Source organism: Burkholderia sp. lig30 (assembly GCF_000687455.2).
Lineage (GTDB): Bacteria > Pseudomonadota > Gammaproteobacteria > Burkholderiales > Burkholderiaceae > Burkholderia.
In genome coordinates this window covers 1-17,164 of sequence record NZ_JGVW01000096.1, presented here as the reverse complement: position 1 = coordinate 17,164, position 17,164 = coordinate 1, and the positions used below count along the sequence as shown (strand labels likewise).

13 protein-coding genes are annotated in these 17,164 nt (G+C 67.6%); 8 read left to right on the top strand and 5 right to left on the bottom strand.

Features of this window, described 5'->3' with window-relative positions; translation table 11 throughout:
- Positions 1–6: 6 nt before the first annotated feature.
- Positions 7–1,437 carry a DUF1800 domain-containing protein gene (locus LIG30_RS19450; RefSeq protein WP_038714626.1) on the bottom strand — a complete coding sequence of 477 codons (1,431 nt, stop codon included), beginning with the start codon at positions 1,435–1,437 and terminating at the stop codon, positions 7–9.
- Between the two features lie 131 nt (positions 1,438–1,568).
- Positions 1,569–1,847 (bottom strand): hypothetical protein, encoded by a 279-nt coding sequence (locus LIG30_RS19445; protein ID WP_038714624.1) that lies wholly within the window; start codon positions 1,845–1,847, stop codon positions 1,569–1,571.
- Between the two features lie 281 nt (positions 1,848–2,128).
- Between LIG30_RS19445 and ompR the strand changes: the two genes are divergently transcribed.
- From ompR to LIG30_RS19425, 4 genes are all read left to right on the top strand, one after another.
- Complete coding sequence (gene ompR / locus LIG30_RS19440; protein ID WP_442856873.1) at positions 2,129–2,863, top strand: osmolarity response regulator transcription factor OmpR; 735 nt, start codon at positions 2,129–2,131, stop codon at positions 2,861–2,863.
- Positions 2,864–2,904: 41 nt separating this feature from the next.
- Entirely contained in the window at positions 2,905–4,263 is a 1,359-nt protein-coding gene (locus LIG30_RS19435; RefSeq protein WP_038714622.1) for an ATP-binding protein, read from the top strand.
- A 191-nt stretch (positions 4,264–4,454) separates the two neighbouring features.
- A complete protein-coding gene (locus tag LIG30_RS19430; RefSeq protein WP_038714620.1) occupies positions 4,455–5,003 on the top strand; it encodes a peroxiredoxin in 549 nt (182 codons plus the stop codon).
- A 75-nt stretch (positions 5,004–5,078) separates the two neighbouring features.
- The gene (locus LIG30_RS19425; protein WP_038714619.1) at positions 5,079–5,606 is read left to right on the top strand and encodes a carboxymuconolactone decarboxylase family protein; all 528 of its coding nucleotides are present in this window, start codon (positions 5,079–5,081) and stop codon (positions 5,604–5,606) included.
- Between the two features lie 176 nt (positions 5,607–5,782).
- Here LIG30_RS19425 and ispF read toward each other — a convergent pair whose 3' ends face one another.
- Both ispF and ispD read right to left on the bottom strand, forming a co-directional pair.
- On the bottom strand, positions 5,783–6,271 hold the full coding sequence (gene ispF, locus LIG30_RS19420; RefSeq protein ID WP_038714618.1) for a 2-C-methyl-D-erythritol 2,4-cyclodiphosphate synthase: 489 nt from the start codon (positions 6,269–6,271) through the stop codon (positions 5,783–5,785).
- A 22-nt stretch (positions 6,272–6,293) separates the two neighbouring features.
- Complete coding sequence (gene ispD, locus LIG30_RS19415; RefSeq protein ID WP_038714616.1) at positions 6,294–7,004, bottom strand: 2-C-methyl-D-erythritol 4-phosphate cytidylyltransferase; 711 nt, start codon at positions 7,002–7,004, stop codon at positions 6,294–6,296.
- A 109-nt stretch (positions 7,005–7,113) separates the two neighbouring features.
- Here ispD and mfd point away from each other — a divergent pair, with 109 nt between their 5' ends.
- From mfd to LIG30_RS19400, 3 genes are all read left to right on the top strand, one after another.
- A complete protein-coding gene (gene mfd, locus LIG30_RS19410; protein WP_038714615.1) occupies positions 7,114–10,590 on the top strand; it encodes a transcription-repair coupling factor in 3,477 nt (1,158 codons plus the stop codon).
- Positions 10,591–10,734: 144 nt separating this feature from the next.
- Entirely contained in the window at positions 10,735–11,961 is a 1,227-nt protein-coding gene (gene argE, locus LIG30_RS19405) for an acetylornithine deacetylase (protein WP_038714613.1), read from the top strand.
- A 56-nt stretch (positions 11,962–12,017) separates the two neighbouring features.
- On the top strand, positions 12,018–13,034 hold the full coding sequence (locus LIG30_RS19400) for a threonine/serine dehydratase (RefSeq protein WP_038714611.1): 1,017 nt from the start codon (positions 12,018–12,020) through the stop codon (positions 13,032–13,034).
- A gap of 443 nt (positions 13,035–13,477) precedes the next feature.
- Here LIG30_RS19400 and LIG30_RS19395 read toward each other — a convergent pair whose 3' ends face one another.
- Positions 13,478–15,997, bottom strand: a complete 2,520-nt coding sequence (locus tag LIG30_RS19395; protein ID WP_038714779.1) for a penicillin-binding protein 1A — start codon at positions 15,995–15,997, stop codon at positions 13,478–13,480.
- Positions 15,998–16,453: 456 nt separating this feature from the next.
- On the opposite strand from LIG30_RS19395, the gene LIG30_RS19390 reads away from it, so the two are divergent.
- Positions 16,454–17,134 (top strand): PspA/IM30 family protein, encoded by a 681-nt coding sequence (locus tag LIG30_RS19390; protein WP_038714778.1) that lies wholly within the window; start codon positions 16,454–16,456, stop codon positions 17,132–17,134.
- The last annotated feature ends 30 nt before the right edge of the window (positions 17,135–17,164 follow it).

Sequence of the window (17,164 nt, the reverse complement as noted above, 5' to 3'; positions counted from 1 at the left end):
TCGTCGTCATTTCAATTGGTAGGCCGGGTCCATCAGCAGCGCTTCGAGATACGCGCTGCCCGTGGATCCGGTGTCGATCGCCGCGACCGGCGACAGCGGCAACACCGCGTGCTGCAGCTGCAGCTCCGTCGTCAGGCCGGCCGGCGCCTGCGGCCGTGCCCGGAACTGCGCGAGCCAGCGTTCGAGGTCGAAGTGCATCCCGCCCCGCCCAGGCCTCGCCTGCATCCCCGCCCGCACCGGGCGCATGACGGCCGTTTCGGTCGCGCGGAACAATTGCTCGACGAACTGCTTGCGCGCCAGCAGCGTCGCACTGTTGATCCAGGCAGGCCCGCCCGGCCACCCCTTGACGTTCGGCGGAGAGAACAGGTTCTGCCCGAGCGCGCGCACCGTGTTCGCCAGCATCGCCGGATCGCCGTAGCCGACGTCGAACAGCCGCACCGAGCCGACCACGAACTCCACCGGCGACTTGACGAGCACGCCGCGGTTGCGCGCGTCCCAGAACGCGTCGGTCGACCAGAGCGCCGACAGCGCCGCGCGGATGTCGTAGCCGCTCGCCCGAAAGCGCGCGGCGACCGTGTCCAGTTCGGTCGGGTCCGGCGTGTCCGACACGAACTCGCGCCAGAGCTTGCCCGCTATGAAGCCCGCCGTTTCCGGCCGTGCGAGCAGGATGTCGAGAAAGCCGTCGCCGTCGAGCGGCCCGGTGACGCCGAGAATCGTCTTGTCGCCGGTGTCGTGCCAGTCCGGCCGCACTGCAAAGCGCAGCGTGTCGGGATCGATGCTCCAGCCAGTCAGCGCGCGTGCCGCCTCGGTCACGTCGCGCTGCGAATAGTGGCCTTCGCCGAGCGTAAACAGCTCCATCACTTCCCGCGCGAAATTCTCGTTCGGGCGCCCCTTGCGGTTGCTCGCGCCGTCGAGGTACTGCAGCATCGCCGGATCCTTCGCGACACCGTGCAGCATCGTGCCAAAGTTGCCGAGCGCCTCGCGCCGCAGCAGCGCATGCTGCGCGGCCATCGTCTGCGGAAACGGCACCTTGTCCTGCCCGGATGTGAAGTGACCGTGCCAGAACAGCGTCATCCGCTCGGTGAGCGGCGACGGCGTCACGACCATCTCGTTGAGCCATGCCGCGCGTAACGCGTCGTAACGCTGGTTGCGCTCGCGCTGTGCATCGCGCCGCGCATCCGGGGCGAGCGCCTGGCGCTCGGCGCGCGACGGCGGCAGCTCGACCGTCCATGCCGGCCATGCGGTGACGGGTTCCTGCCTGACGTTGCCGAGGGCGTCGGCGACCGCCTGCGCGCGGCTCATGCCGACGATGCGCGCGACATCGGCCGGGGCCGGCGAAAAGCCGGTGCGCGTCAGGAAAAAGAGTGCGTCGTCCGCATCGAGGGGCGTGCGCATGGCTGGCGGCAGCGCCTGCCCGGCAGCGTTGTCGTGACTCATCGTCGGAGGCTCCCGCCGTCAGAAGATCGAACTGTCGCGCGATGCGCGCATGTGCCGGTTCAACGGCGCGCGGCGGGCGGGCGTTGACGGGTAAATTGCTACGGAATCTTTCGGTGCGGCGCGCGTGACGATCAGCGCTTGTACAGGTCGCGAACCGCGTCCTCGATGTGCTGGCGCAGCAGGTGCCGCTCCTCGGGCGTCATGTGCCCGTCGCGGCGGCGCTGCTCGAGATCCGGCGGCACTGACGAGCGTGCGGCGTCGGCGCCGTGATCCGGTGGCTGCGCACCCTTGCCGCGGGACATCTTGCGCGCCGAAGCACCAGGCTCCTGTCGCTGCGCATGGGCGAAGTTCGACGCATGCAGACCGCCAAGCGCGAGCGTCAGCATCAGTGCAATCCGCGCAGATCGCATGACCGTCCTCGCTTGTTTGGTCGATTTGTTCCCTTCGTCACGCGGCAACCGGCTACCTCTGGTACTTGAAACACCCTGCGAAAATCGAGTGTGCAAACCGTGGAAAGTTGAGTGGGATGGAGTATCCACCGAATCTCCGACCCAAGTAAAGGAAAGTCTATATCGGGATACAGACCAGCCTATAGCCTGCCTTTACTCCGCGCGGCGACGCGGGTAAATTTTGTAAGCGACTGTAACGCACCAAAATACCCGGCCGCGCGCCATTTCCCATTCGCGATAAGATGCCAGTCATGGAAACGAAAAACCCCTCCAAGATTCTCGTCGTCGACGACGATCCGCGCCTGCGCGATCTGCTGCGCCGTTATCTCGGCGAGCAAGGCTTCAACGTGTACGTCGCGGAGAATGCGACCGCGATGAACAAGCTCTGGGTGCGCGAGCGCTTCGACCTGCTCGTGCTCGACTTGATGCTGCCGGGCGAAGACGGCCTGTCGATCTGCCGCCGTCTGCGCGGCAGCAACGACCGCACGCCGATCATCATGCTGACCGCGAAGGGCGAGGACGTCGACCGCATCGTCGGTCTCGAGATGGGCGCGGACGACTACCTGCCGAAGCCGTTCAATCCGCGCGAGCTCGTCGCGCGCATTCACGCGGTGCTGCGCCGCCAGGCGCCCGCGGAACTGCCGGGCGCGCCGTCGGAGACGACCGAGGTGTTCGAGTTCGGTGAATTCTCGCTGAATCTCGCCACCCGCACGCTGACCAAGTCCGGCCAGGAGATCCCGCTGACGACAGGCGAATTCTCGGTGCTGAAGGTGTTCGCGCGCCATCCGCGCCAGCCGCTGTCGCGCGAGAAGCTGATGGAGCTCGCGCGCGGCCGCGAATACGAAGTGTTCGACCGCAGCCTCGACGTGCAGATCTCCCGTCTGCGCAAGCTGATCGAGCCGGACCCGGGCAGCCCCCGCTTCATCCAGACCGTCTGGGGCCTGGGCTACGTGTTCATCCCCGACGGCGCGGCCTGACGCGCCCCGGTGCCGGCATCGCCAGTTAACCAGCCCGTCTCATGCGTATCGACCGGCGCCTCCTGACGCTCGCCTTCGGCGGGCTGTTCTGGCGCACTTTCCTGCTGATCGCGCTGCTGATCTCGGTCAGCCTCGCGGCGTGGTTCCAGAGCTTTCGCGTGATCGAACGGGAGCCGCGCGCGCAGCGCGTCGCGCTGCAGCTCGTCGCGATCGTCAAGCTCACGCGCACCGCCCTGCTCTATTCCGATCCCGACCTGCGGCGCGCGCTGCTGCAGGACCTCGAGAGCAATGAAGGCGTGCGCGTGTATCCGCGCGAAAAAACCGACAAGTTCCGGCTGCAGCCCGACGAATCGCTGAACCGCCTGATCGAGCACGACATCCGCAGCCGCCTCGGCGACGACACCGTGATCGCGCAGACGGTCAACGACATCCCCGGCGTGTGGATCAGCTTCAAGATCGATGACGACGACTACTGGGTCGCGCTCGACCGCGAGCAGCTCGACACCGTCACCGGCCTGCAGTGGGCCGGCTGGGGGCTGTTCGCGCTCGCGCTGTCGCTGTTCGGCTCCGCGTTCATCACGAGCCTCGTGAACCGGCCGTTCTCGCGCCTCGCGCTCGCCGCGCGCCAGGTCGGCTCCGGCCAGGCGCCCGAGCCGCTGCCGGAGCGCGGCATGGGCGTCGCCGCCGACACCAACCGCAGCTTCAACCAGATGGTGCGCGATCTCGAACAACTCGAGGCCGACCGCGCGCTGATGCTCGCGGGCATCTCGCACGACTTGCGCACGCCGCTCGCGCGGCTGCGCCTCGAAACCGAGATGAGCCCGTCCGACCAGGCAACCAAGGATGCGATGGTCGACGACATCGAGCAGATGGACCGCATCATCGCCGCGTTCATCGACTACGCGCGCCCGACCCAGCGCAGGCCCGAGCCGGTCGACCTGTCGACGATCGTGCAGGAAGTGGCCGCGCGCGTCGCGAGCGAGGACGGCGTCGAGATCCGCACGCGCCTCGCGCCCGCCGCGGTGATCGAGGCCGACGAGACCGACATGCGCCGCGTGATCGGCAACCTCGTCGAGAACGCGCGCAAGTACGGCCAGAGCACGGCGGACGGCATCGCGCGCATCACGCTGGAGACGCGCGTGTCGCATGCGCGCGTCGAGCTGTCGGTGAGCGACGAAGGCCCGGGCATTCCGGACGATCAGCTGCCGCTCGTGATGCGTCCGTTCTATCGCGTCGACGCCGCGCGCAGCAACGCGGACGGCACGGGCCTCGGGATGGCGATCGTGCTGCGCCTCGTCAACCGCTATCGCGGCGCACTGCGCCTGCGCAACCGCAAGCCGGAACCCGGGCTCGAAGTCACACTCGAATTCCCGGGCGGCAAATCCCGCGCGACCGCATGACGCACGCGCGGCATGCAACCCGGGCTTACGCTATCGACGCGTTAGAAAATTCCTATGAGGATCGTTAGTTAAAATCTATTGAAAATATCAGTCAATAGAGTTATAGTTTTCGACATGCTGTCACATCGACGTTGCAGCAACGAGGTAGCGTGACTCAAGCAGTCCTTCCCAACTCATACAGGAGTATCCGCATGAAAACCGTCGGCGATAAACTCGAAGCCTTTACCGTTGCAGCCGCGAAGCCTGGCTTCAACCACCACGAAGAAAACGGCCAGTCGGCTTTCGAGACGATCACCGAAGCATCGTTCCCGGGCAAGTGGAAAGTCATCTACTTCTACCCGAAGGACTTCACGTTCGTCTGCCCGACGGAAATCGTCGAATTCGCGAAGCTGACCAAGCAATTCGAAGAGCGTGACGCCGTCCTGCTCGGCGGCAGCTCGGACAACGAGTTCGTGAAGCTGGCATGGCGCCGCGAGCACAAGGACCTCGACAAGCTGAACCACTACTCGTTCGGCGACGTCAAGGGCGAGCTGATCGACCAGCTCGGCGTGCGCGACAAGGAAGCCGGCGTGGCCCTGCGCGCGACGTTCATCGTCGATCCGGACAACACGATCCAGCACGTTTCGGTCAACAACCTGAACGTCGGCCGTAGCCCGGCAGAAGTCCTGCGTATTCTCGACGGCCTGCAAACGGACGAGCTCTGCCCGTGCAACCGCGCAGTCGGCGGCGCGACGCTGTAAGCGTCGATGCACGAAAGCCCGCAGCGCACGTCCTGCCTGCGGGCTTTTTTAACGGCCAACCCATAGGAGATATCAATGGAATTCATCGAATCGATTAAGGCGCGTATTCCCGACTACGCGAAGGACATCCGCCTGAACCTCGACGGCACGATCACGCGCTCGGCGCTCGAAGGCACCGACGCGGTGGGCGTTGCGCTCGCCGCCGCGTTCGCGGCGAAGAGCACCGTGCTCGTGAAGGCGATCCGCGAAGCCGGCGTGCTGTCGCCGGAGGAAACGAACGCCGCGCTGACGGCGGCCGCGTTGATGGGGATGAACAACGCGTGGTATCCGTATGTCGAGATGGCCGACGACGCCGACCTGAAGACCCAGCGCGCCGAGCTGCGCATGGGCGCGTATGCGTCGCATGGCGGCGTCGACAAGCGCAAGTTCGAAATGTATGCGCTCGCCGCGTCGATCGTCGGCAAGTGCCACTTCTGCGTGAAGTCGCACTATGCGCTGCTGAAGAACGAACAGGGCATGACCGTTACGCAGCTGCGTGACGTCGGCCGGATCGCCGCCGTGATCAATGCCGCCGCGCAGGTGATCGCCGCCGAGGCCGAGTAAGCCCCGCGCGCCGGCCGGTTCGCGGCCGGAAAGAACAAACGCCACGCGCCGTTGCCGCGTGGCGTTCGTTCATGGAGCCGGCGGACGGCAGCCGTTCATCGACGGCATGCCCCCGCGCCGCCCCCGATGCATCGCGCGGCCGCCGCGAAACGGCGGGCGGCCGCGTGCCGCGCGCATCAGCCCGCGACGGTGCGCACGAGCAGCGCAGCGGCCTGCGCCTCGATGCCCTCGCCACGGCCGAGATAGCCGAGCTTCTCGTTGGTCTTCGCCTTCACGTTGACGCGCTCGATCGGCAGGCCGAGATCGGCGGCGATGTTCGCGCGCATCGCTTCGATATGCGGCGCAAGCTTCGGCGCCTGCGCGACCACGCTGCTGTCGACGTTCTGGATCGTGAAGCCCGCCGCCTTCACGCGCGCCACGCATTCGCGCAGCAGCACGCGGCTGTCCGCACCCTTGAACGCCGCATCGGTATCGGAGAAATGGCGACCGATGTCGCCGAGCGCCGCCGCGCCGAACAGTGCGTCGGTGATCGCGTGCAGCAGCACGTCCGCGTCCGAGTGGCCGAGCAGGCCGCGCTCGTACGGAATCGTCACGCCGCCGATGATGAGAGGCCGTCCCTCGACGAGCTGATGCACGTCGTAGCCTTGTCCGATTCTGAAATCCATGCGTGTTCCGATTGAGTAAGAGTCAGGAGGGATTCGCGGTGCGCGCGAGGATCGCTTCCGCGAGGTCGAAGTCTTCCGGATAGGTGACCTTGAAATTGCGCAGGCTGCCCTGCACGACGCGCGGCGTATGGCCCGCCCACTCGATCGCGCTCGCTTCGTCGGTCAGGTCGTGCCCCTGCTGCTGCGCGCTCAGGATCGCGTCGCGCAGCATGCCGATGCGGAACATCTGCGGCGTCTGCGCCTGCCACAGGCCGTCGCGCGATTCCGTGCGCGCGATCGCGTCGGTGCCGGCCGGCACGCGCTTCAGCGTATCCGCGACCGGCAGCGCGACGATGCCGCCGACCGGATCGTCCTTCAGCGCCGCGACCAGCGTGCGGATCAGCGGCGGCGCGATGCCCGGCCGCGCGGCGTCGTGCACGAGCACCCAGTCGCTGTCGGTCGCGCCGAATTCCGTGAGCTCCATCAGGCCGTTGAGCACCGATGCCTGCCGCGACGCGCCGCCGCAGCGGCGCACCGCGAAGCGCAGGCCCGCGAAGCGGCGCGCATCGAAATGCGTGTCGTCGGGCGCGATGACGACGAGCGTCTGCGCGAATTCGCTGCACGCGTCGAACGCGGCGAGCGTGTAATGCAGCAGCGCGCGTCCCGCGAGCGTGCGGTATTGCTTCGGCAGCGCGGAGCCGGAGCGGCTGCCCGTACCGGCGCAGGGAATCAAGGCAAAGAGTCGGGGAGTCACGAGAAGAAACGCCGGAAAGGTGAAATCGAAAAGCGGATTTTATAATAGGTCTTTCGTCTCGACCGGACGGCCGCACCGCGGCCGCCGCACGCACCCCACTGCCGTCCTTATGCCAGACAACGCTTCCACCCCGTCCGCCTCGCCCGTCGCGCTCGTCAAGCCGGGCCAGCGCTTTGCCTTCGACGGCGCACACGGCTCCGCCGACGCGCTCGCCATCGCCCGCTATCTCGCCGCCTACCGTCAGGACGTGCCGCTTCTGGCCGTGATCTGCGCGAACGCGGTGGACGCGCAACGCCTCGCGCAGGAAATCGGCTACTTCTCGCCGGACGCGCGCGTGCGCCTGCTGCCGGACTGGGAAACCCTGCCGTACGACACCTTCTCGCCTCACCAGGATCTCGTCTCCGAGCGTCTCGCGACGCTGCACGATCTCGGCGAAGGCCGCTGCGACATCCTGCTCGTGCCGGCGACGACCGCGCTGTACCGGATGCCGCCCGCGTCCTTCATGGCCGCTTACACGTTCGCGTTCGCGCAGGGCGAGCGACTCGACGAGGCGAAGCTGAAGGCGCAATTGACGCTCGCCGGCTACGAGCACGTGAGCCAGGTCGTGCGCCCCGGCGAATACTGCGTGCGCGGCTCGCTGATCGACCTGTTCCCGATGGGCTCGCCGCTGCCTTACCGGATCGACCTGTTCGACGACCAGGTCGACTCGATCCGCGCGTTCGATCCGGACACGCAGCGCAGCCTCTATCCGGTGCGCGACGTGCGCCTGTTGCCGGGCCGTGAATTCCCGTTCGACGAAGCGGCGCGCACCGCATTCCGCAGCCGCTGGCGCGAGACCTTCGAAGGCGACCCGAGCCGCGCGACGATCTACAAGGACATCGGCAACGGCGTGCCGTCGGCCGGCATCGAGTATTACCTGCCACTGTTCTTCGACGACACGGCGACCCTGTTCCACTATCTGCCCGCCGGCGCGCACCTGGTGTTCTCGGGCGACCTCGACACCGCGATCCGGCGCTTTACCGCCGACACCCGGCAGCGCCACGCGTTCCTGTCGCACGACCGCGAGCGGCCGATCCTCGAGCCGCAGCGGCTGTTCCTGTCGGACGACGATTTCTACACGTTCGCGAAGCCGTTCGCGCGCGTCGTGCTGCCCGCGCAGCCCGAGGGCGGCTGGGCGAGCGCCCTCCCCGAGCTGTCGATCGACCGTCACGCCGACGATCCGCTCGCCGCGCTGCGCGCGTTCGTCGGCAGCTCCGGCAAGCGCGTGCTGCTGACCGTCGAATCGGCGGGCCGCCGCGAGACGATCTCGCAGCTGCTCGCCGAGCACCGGCTGAAGCCCGCGTCGAGCGACCACTTCGCCGGCTGGCTCGCGAGCGACGAGACCTTCGCGCTCGGCGTCGCGCCGCTCGCGGGCGGCTTCGCGGTGCCGGGCGAAGGCTACGCGATCGTCACCGAGACGGAGCTGTACGGCGCGCTCGGCCGCCGTGCGGGACGCCGCCGCCAGGAACAGGCGAGCAACGTCGACGCGATGGTGCGCGACCTGTCCGAGCTGAAGGAAGGCGACCCGGTCGTGCATGCGCAGCACGGCATCGGCCGCTACATGGGCCTCGTGTCGATGGATCTCGGCGAAGGCGAGACCGAATTCCTGCATCTCGAATATGCGGGCGACAGCAAGCTCTACGTGCCGGTCGCCCAGCTGCACGTGATTTCGCGCTACAGCGGCGCCGATCCGGACAGCGCGCCGCTGCATGCGCTCGGCTCGGGCCAGTGGGAGCGCGCAAAGCGCAAGGCCGCGCAGCAGATCCGCGACACCGCCGCCGAGCTGCTCAACCTGTACGCGCGCCGCGCCGCCCGCGAGGGCCACGCGTTCGGGCTGGAGCCACGCGACTACGTGAAGTTCGCCGAGAGCTTCGGCTTCGAGGAAACGCCTGACCAGGCCGCGGCGATCGCGGCCGTGATCGGCGACATGACGAGCGGCAAGCCGATGGACCGGCTCGTGTGCGGCGACGTCGGCTTCGGCAAGACCGAGGTCGCGCTGCGTGCCGCGTTCATCGCGGTGATGGGCGGCAAGCAGGTCGCGCTGCTGTCGCCGACGACGCTGCTCGCCGAGCAGCACACGCAAACCTTCATCGACCGCTTCGCCGACTGGCCGGTGCGGGTCGCCGAGCTGTCGCGCTTCAAGTCCGCGAAGGAGGTCAACGCGGCGATCGGCCAGATCAACGAAGGCAGCGTCGACATCGTGATCGGCACGCACAAGCTGCTGTCGTCGGACGTGCAGTTCAAGCGGCTCGGCCTCGTGATCATCGACGAGGAGCACCGTTTCGGCGTGCGCCAGAAGGAAGCGCTGAAGGCGCTGCGCGCGGAGGTCGACGTGCTGACGCTGACCGCGACGCCGATCCCCCGCACGCTCGGGATGGCGCTCGAAGGCCTGCGCGACTTCTCGGTGATCGCGACCGCGCCGCAAAAGCGCCTCGCGATCAAGACCTTCGTGCGGCGCGAGGAAGAAAGCGTAATTCGCGAGGCGATGCTGCGCGAGCTGAAGCGCGGCGGCCAGGTCTACTTCCTGCACAACGAGGTCGAGACGATCGACAACCGCCGCGCGATGCTGGAAGCGCTCGTGCCCGAGGCGCGCATCGCGATCGCGCACGGCCAGATGCACGAGCGCGAGCTCGAGCGCGTGATGCGCGATTTCGTCGCGCAGCGCGCGAACGTGCTGCTGTGCACGACGATCATCGAGACCGGCATCGACGTGCCGAGCGCGAACACGATCATCATGCACCGCTCGGACAAGTTCGGCCTCGCGCAGCTCCACCAGCTGCGCGGGCGCGTCGGCCGCTCGCACCACCAGGCGTACGCGTACCTGCTCGTGCACGATCCGCAGGCGCTGACCAAGCAGGCGCAGCGCCGCCTCGAGGCGATCCAGCAGATGGAGGAGCTCGGCTCGGGCTTCTATCTCGCGATGCACGACCTCGAGATCCGCGGCACCGGCGAGGTGCTCGGCGACAAGCAGTCCGGAGAGATCCACGAGATCGGCTTCCAGCTCTACACGGAGATGCTCAACGACGCGGTGAAGGCGCTGAAGAACGGCAAGGAGCCCGACCTCACCGCCCCGCTCGCGGCGACGACCGAGATCAACCTGCACGCGCCCGCGATCCTGCCTGCCGACTATTGCGTCGACGTGCAGGAACGCCTGTCGCTCTACAAGCGTCTCGCGAACTGCGAGCACGGCGACGCGATCGACGGCATCCAGGAAGAGCTGATCGACCGCTTCGGCAAGATGCCGCCGCAAGCGCATGCGCTCGTCGAGACGCACCGGCTGCGCCTCGCCGCGAAGCCGCTCGGCATCGTCAAGATCGACGCGAGCGAGGTTGCGATCGGGCTGCAGTTCGTGCCGAACCCGCCGATTGATCCGATGCGCATCATCGAGATGGTCCAGAAGCACCGCCACATCAAGCTCGCCGGCCAGGACAAGCTGCGCATCGAGACGCGCACGCCCGACCTCGCGGTCCGCGTGTCGACGGTCAAGGAGACGCTGCGCGCGCTCGGCCACCCGATCCGCGAAGGCACGGCCGCCGCGCCGCGCTAGGCCCCGCCGCGCTTCGCGCGCGAGCGGGCGACGGCCGCAGGACTCCGTACGATCGGCGCGCATGTTGCGCTGCACCGTGGCCCGCGCAGGCGGGCCGCATCGTTTTTGAGTATGATTTTCCCATTCATCAGACGGAGTTCAGCCATGTCCACCCTCGACGCGACGGCGGCATCCGCCGCCGGCCCGGGCGCCGCCTCCCCCGTCAGCCTGGGCTGGGTCAGGGGTCTCGTGTCGATGGACACGACGAGCCGCGTGCCGAACCTCGGCCTCATCGAGACGGTCCGCGACGCGCTCGCCGCGAAGGGCATCGCGTCGACGCTCACGCACGATCCACGCGAAGGCTGGGCGAACCTGTTCGCGACGGTGCCCGCGCATGACGGCACGACGAACGGCGGCATCGTGCTGTCCGGTCACACCGACGTCGTGCCGGTGGATGGCCAGGCGTGGGACAGCGCCCCGTTCCGCCCGGAGATCCGCGACGGCCGCCTGTACGGTCGCGGCACCTGCGACATGAAGGGCTTCATCGGCGCCGCGCTCGCGCTGCTGCCCGAGATGCAGGCGGCCCGGCTCGCGAAGCCGATCCATTTCGCGCTGTCGTACGACGAGGAAGTCGGCTGCGCCGGCGCGCCGCTGATGATCGCCGACCTGCAGGCGCGCGGCGTGATGCCGACCGGCTGCATCGTCGGCGAGCCGACCGGCATGCGGCCCATCATCGCGCACAAGGGCATCAACACCTACCGCTGCTGCGTGCGCGGCCATGCGGCGCACTCGTCGCTGACGCCAAAGGGCCTGAACGCGATCGAGTACGCGGCGCGCCTCATCTGCCACATTCGCGACGTCGCCGACCGCTTCCGTACGGAAGGCCCGTTCGACGCGCTCTACGACGTGCCGTTCACGACCGCGCAGACGAGCACGATCGAAGGCGGCAACGCGATCAACACCGTGCCGGCCGAATGCCGCTTCGCGTTCGAGTTCCGCAACCTGCCGACCCTCGACCCCGAGCGGATCTTCGCGCGCATCGAAGCCTACGCGAACGAAACGCTGCTGCCGCAGATGCGCCGCGAGCATCCAGACGCCGCGATCGAATTCTCGAAGATCTCCGCCGCGCCCGGCCTCGACTCGGCCGAACACGCCGCGATCACGCAGCTCGTGCGCGCGCTGACCGCCGACCAGGAAAAGCGCAAGGTCGCGTACGGCACCGAAGCCGGCCTGTTCGAGCGCGCCGGCATTCCGAGCGTCGTGTGCGGGCCGGGCAACATCGAGCAGGCGCACAAGCCGAACGAATACGTCGAACTCGCGCAGCTTGCCGAGTGCGAACGGTTCCTGCGCAAGCTGATCCGCAGCATGTCCGTCGACGCCGGCGATCACTGAGCCGGCCCCACGCCACGCCGGCCTGCGCGCGGGCCGGCCCACCCACACGCAAGGCCATGGCGACCACACAACAGAGCACCGCTCATACGATCGACGGCGAGCCGATCCCCACGCTCGACGACATCGCCGCGCAACACTTCGCGCTGTCGCCATGGGTCGCCCGCACGCCCATATTCGAGCGTACCGACCTGCCGTCGCTCGAAGGCTCGCACGTGAACTTCAAGTTCGAGCTGCTGCAGGCGAGCGGCAGCTTCAAGGCGCGCGGCGCGTTCACGCACCTGCTCGCGCTCGACGAGGCGCGCAGGAGCGCCGGCGTGACCTGCGTGTCGGCGGGCAACCACGCGGCGGCGGTCGCGTATGCGGCGATGCGGCTGGGCAGCAGCGCGAAGGTCGTGATGTTCAACACCGCGAGCCCGACTCGCATCGCGCAATGCAGACAGTACGGCGCGGAAGTCGTGCTGGCGGCGAGCGCGGCGCAGGCCTTCGACCTCGTGCGGCGCATCGAAGCGGAGGAAGGCCGCTTCTTCATCCATCCGTTCAACGGCTATCACACGATTCTCGGCACCGCGACGCTCGGCTACGAATGGGCGACGCAGGTGCCGGACTTCGATGCGGTGATCGTGCCGATCGGCGGCGGCGGCCTCGCGGCCGGCGTGTCGACCGCGCTGCGCCTCGCGAATCCGCGCGTGCACGTGTTCGGCGTCGAACCGGAAGGCGCCGACGCGATGTACCGCAGCTTCGCCGCGAACCACACGGTCACGATGACGGCAATGCACACGATCGCCGATTCGCTGATGGCGCCGCATACCGAGGAATACAGCTATCAGCTGTGCCGGCGGCACGTCGACCGGATCGTCACCGTCTCCGACGACGCGTTGCGCGCGGCGATGCTCTATCTGTTCTCGCAGCTGAAGCTGGCGGTCGAGCCGGCGTGCGCGGCGGCGATCGCCGCGCTGCTCGGCCCGTTGCGCGAAACGCTGCAGGGCCGGCGGGTCGGCGTGCTGCTGTCCGGCACGAACACCGACCCGGTCACGCTCGGCATGCACCTCGCGCATGCGCGCACACCGCGATGACTGGGACGCTAGGGTTATCCCCAGTTCGTGTTGAATAACCTGTTGAAAACTTTCTGAAAAGCGCGATAACCCATTGATTGGATGCCTTTTTGCTTGCGCGATGCAAGATGAGGCGGCGCGGCGCCATCGCCGCAGGGTTATCCCCAATTTTTGTTGACAGGATTGTGGAGAACTTGCCGAGAAGCAGGCCAAGCCATTGTTTTTGAATGGAAATTCCTCATTGCGCGAGCGCGTACCGCACCAGCGGCAGCGCCGCGCAGGCTCGCGGGTTATCCACAATTTTTGTTGACAGGGATGTTGATAACGCCGGGAGCGACATGCCAAGTCCTTGATGCGGAAGGCTTTACCGATCGCGCCCGTCCCGGCATCAAAAAAAAGCGGCCGCCCAAGGCGGCCGCCGCTGCGTCCGGCAACCGGGCGCCTGCGCGCCCGGTCCTGCCCGATCAGGGCTTGTTGCTTTCGAACATGTCCATGATCTGCTGCTTCTCCGACGCCGTCACGGGCGGCGGCGCGAGGCCCGCCGAGCCGGCCGAGCCGAGCGCGTCGTTCGCGCTCATCGCGTTGGCCGCCGGGTTGATGTCGACGCTCGCGACGAAGCCCTCGCCCGGCGTCCGGTCGGCGTAATACAGTTCGCCGTCGATCGTCGTGACGCCATCCGGCAGCGGCATCGGCTGCTCCGGCACGCCCTGCAGCGCGGTGCGCATGTAGTTCACCCAGATCGGCAGCGCGAGCTGCGCGCCGAACTCGCGGCCGCCGAGGCTCTTCGGCTGGTCGAAGCCCATCCACGCGACCGCGACGAGCGATTGCTGATAGCCGGCGAACCAGCCGTCCTTCGCCTCGTTGGTCGTGCCCGTCTTGCCCTGCAGGTCGCCGCGGCCGAGCGCGTTGGTGCCCGCGCCGGTGCCCGCGGTCGCGACCGTGTGCAGCAGGCTGCTCATCACGTACGCGTTGCGGCCCTCGATCGTGCGCGGCGCCGTGCTGCCCGCGATCACCGGCTGCGCCTTCTGCAGCGCCTGGCCGCGCGCGTCGTCAACCTCGGCGATCAGGTACGGGTCGACCTTGTAGCCGCCGTTCGCGAACACCGCGTAGCCGGTCGCGAGCTGCAGCGGCGTGACGAGGCCGGCGCCGAGCGCCATCGGCAGATACGGCGGCGTCTTCGCGGGATCGAAACCGAAACGCTGCGTCACGTAGTCCTGCGCGTACTGCGTGCCGATCGACGCGAGAATGCGGATCGACACCAGGTTCTTCGAGCGCTGCAGCGCGGTACGCATCGACATCGGGCCGTCGGGCTGGTCGTCGTCCTTCGGCTCCCAGGCGGTGCCGCCCGGCACGCTCGGCGGGAAGTACAGCGGCGCGTCGTTGATGATCGTCGCCGGCCCCATGCCCTTGTCGAGCGATGCCGAATAGATGAACGGCTTGAACGACGAGCCCGGCTGACGCCACGCCTGCGTGACGTGGTTGAACTTGCTCTTGTTGAAGTCGAAGCCGCCGACCAGCGAGCGGATCGCGCCGTCCTGCGGCGCGACCGCGACGAGCGCGCCCTCGACCTGCGGCAGCTGCACCACCTGCCAGTCGCTCTTCGCGTCCTTCATCACGCGCACGATCGAGCCGGGCTTGATGCGCTGCGCGTCGGCCGCGCGCGGCGACAGCGCGCCCGCGACGAAGCGCAGGCCGCCCGCGCCGATGGTCGTGGTCGCGCCGCCGACGAACTGCACCTGCACCGCGTTCGGCGCGACCGCCAGCACCACCGCCGACTGCAGGTCGCCGTTGTCCGGATGATCGGCGAGCGCGTCGTCGATCGCCTCGTCGCGATCGTCGCCCGGCGCCGGCAGCGCGATGGCGCCTTCCGGCCCGCGATAGCCGTGACGGCGCTCGTAATCGAGAATGCCGCGTCGCACCGCCTGGTAGGCGGCTTCCTGGTCGGCCGCGTTGATCGTCGTCGTGACGGTCAGCCCGCGCGTGTACGTCTCGTCCTTGTACTGCGCGTACATCATCTGCCGCACCATCTCCGCGACGTACTCGGCGTGCACCGCATACTGGTTGCCCGACGTGCGCGTGTGGATCTCCTCCCTGACGGCCTGCTCGTACTGCGGCTGCGTGATGTAGCCGATCTCGAGCATCCGCTTGAGGATGTACTCCTGACGCACCTTCGCGCGCTTCGGATTGACGACCGGGTTGTACGCGGACGGCGCCTTCGGCAAGCCGGCGAGCATCGCCGCCTCGGCGAGCGTGATGTCCTTCAGGTCCTTGCCGAAGTACACCCGCGCGGCAGCCGCGAAGCCGTACGAGCGCTGCCCCAGATAGATCTGGTTCATGTACAGCTCGAGGATCTGGTCCTTCGTCAGCGCCTTTTCGATCTTGTACGCGAGCAGCATCTCGTAGATCTTGCGCGTATAGGTCTTTTCGCTCGACAGGAAGAAGTTGCGCGCAACCTGCATCGTGATCGTGCTCGCGCCCTGCCGCGAGCCGCCATGCAGCAGGTCGGTGACACCGGCGCGCATGATGCCGAGGAAATCGACGCCGCCGTGCTCGTAGAAGCGGTAGTCCTCGATCGCGAGCACCGCTTTCTTCATCACGTCCGGAATCTCCTGGAAGCGCACGAGGCTGCGGCGCTCCTCGCCGAATTCGGCGAGCAGCACGTGATCGGCCGAGTAGACGCGCAGCGGCACCTTCGGCTGGTAGTTCGTCAGCGCGTCGAGAGGCGGCAGCTGCGGCGCCATGACGACGAGCGCGTAGCCGACGATCAGCGCGCCAACGACGACAAGGGTGACGAACAGGCCCGCGAACCAGAGCGCGACGCGCGAGCCGAACGAGCGGCCGCCGTCGTCATCGCCGCCGCGCGGCATGCGGTGCGCGTCGCGGTCGTCATCGTCGGTGTAAAAGGCCCCCGAAGGCGAGCGGCGCAACGTGTAATGATGGTCGTTCGTGGCGCGGGAGGAAGACGGTCGTTTGATAATTGGCATGTCGGAATGGCGGGCGCGCAGCGCCCTCGGACGCATGCGGCACGCATGCGCGAATGAATCGAGAGAGGATGCGTTGTGCAACGTGTCACGTCGACAGACCCCGCCGCGCGGCGATCCGTTCCCGCGACGTGACAGCGCATTTTAATGAAATCAACCGATTAGCTTCGCGATTTTTTGTAAAAATTCCCGCATCGCGTGTCGCTGCGAGGCATTCCGCCCTCCTCGCGGCCTATCATGGACACCACACGCCCGCCGACCGCACCACGCCTTTCAATCCTGAAAGACACCCGCACCCGGAGCCCGTCCGGGTGCGCCGCGGCGCCACTTGATATCGCGCGTTTAAGCCGTATTTAAGGGAACCGGTGGTGTAATATCCGCCGGCATCGGCAAGCGGGAAACCACCTGCCGATGCGCCAAGCCGCCGCGACGCGGCGCCTTTCATACACGGAGGATTTCATGTCGCTTTTCGACTCTATTTCGCGCACGATCAAAGGCCTGATGAATGACGCGGCCGACTCGGTGCAGGATCCGTCGCGCGATGCACGCCAGATCGTGCGGGAGCTCGACGACAGCGTCAGCCGCGCCGAGAATTCGCTGATCGAGATCGAGGCGCAGGTCGCGACCCAGCGCAGCAAGTGCGATGCGGCGAACGACAAGGTGAAGAAGTATGAGGACGGCGCGAAGCGCGCACTGCAGGCCGGCGACGAATCGCTCGCGCGCGAGGCGCTCGCCGCGCAGGCCAACGCGGAATCGGAACGCGACGCGCTCGCATCCGAGCTCGCGACGCTCGAGCCGTCGGTCGACAAGCTCAAGGCGCAGATCGCCGACATGCGCCAGCGCCGCAACGAGCTGAACGCGCGCTCGAACATCCTTCAGGCGAAACAGGAAATCGCGCAGGCGAAGGACGTCGCAGCGACCGCGCTCGGCGGCATCGGCGGCAAGAACCTGTCGGAAGACTTCCAGAAGCTCGAGGACAAGGTCGCGCTGGAGAACGCGCGCTCGGACGCGCGCCTGAATTCGGCCGACACCGCGAGCGGCAAGGCGCTCGACGACAAGCTCGCCGCGCTGAACAAGGGCCCGTCGGTCGAGGATCGCCTCGCCGCGCTGAAGAAGCAGCTCGACACGCCCGCGCAGTAACGCGCACGCGCTGCCTGCGCGCGCAGGCAG

Excerpts from the sequence above, each read along its gene's own strand:
- LIG30_RS19450 (WP_038714626.1), bottom strand. The coding sequence starts at position 1,437 with ATGAGTCACGACAACGCTGCCGGGCAGGCGCTGCCGCCAGCCATGCGC.
- LIG30_RS19445 (WP_038714624.1), bottom strand. The coding sequence starts at position 1,847 with ATGCGATCTGCGCGGATTGCACTGATGCTGACGCTCGCGCTTGGCGGT.
- ompR (WP_442856873.1), top strand. The coding sequence starts at position 2,129 with ATGCCAGTCATGGAAACGAAAAACCCCTCCAAGATTCTCGTCGTCGAC.
- LIG30_RS19435 (WP_038714622.1), top strand. The coding sequence starts at position 2,905 with ATGCGTATCGACCGGCGCCTCCTGACGCTCGCCTTCGGCGGGCTGTTC.
- LIG30_RS19430 (WP_038714620.1), top strand. The coding sequence starts at position 4,455 with ATGAAAACCGTCGGCGATAAACTCGAAGCCTTTACCGTTGCAGCCGCG.
- LIG30_RS19425 (WP_038714619.1), top strand. The coding sequence starts at position 5,079 with ATGGAATTCATCGAATCGATTAAGGCGCGTATTCCCGACTACGCGAAG.
- ispF (WP_038714618.1), bottom strand. The coding sequence starts at position 6,271 with ATGGATTTCAGAATCGGACAAGGCTACGACGTGCATCAGCTCGTCGAG.
- mfd (WP_038714615.1), top strand. The coding sequence starts at position 7,114 with ATGCCAGACAACGCTTCCACCCCGTCCGCCTCGCCCGTCGCGCTCGTC.
- argE (WP_038714613.1), top strand. The coding sequence starts at position 10,735 with ATGTCCACCCTCGACGCGACGGCGGCATCCGCCGCCGGCCCGGGCGCC.
- LIG30_RS19400 (WP_038714611.1), top strand. The coding sequence starts at position 12,018 with ATGGCGACCACACAACAGAGCACCGCTCATACGATCGACGGCGAGCCG.
- LIG30_RS19395 (WP_038714779.1), bottom strand. The coding sequence starts at position 15,997 with ATGCCAATTATCAAACGACCGTCTTCCTCCCGCGCCACGAACGACCAT.
- LIG30_RS19390 (WP_038714778.1), top strand. The coding sequence starts at position 16,454 with ATGTCGCTTTTCGACTCTATTTCGCGCACGATCAAAGGCCTGATGAAT.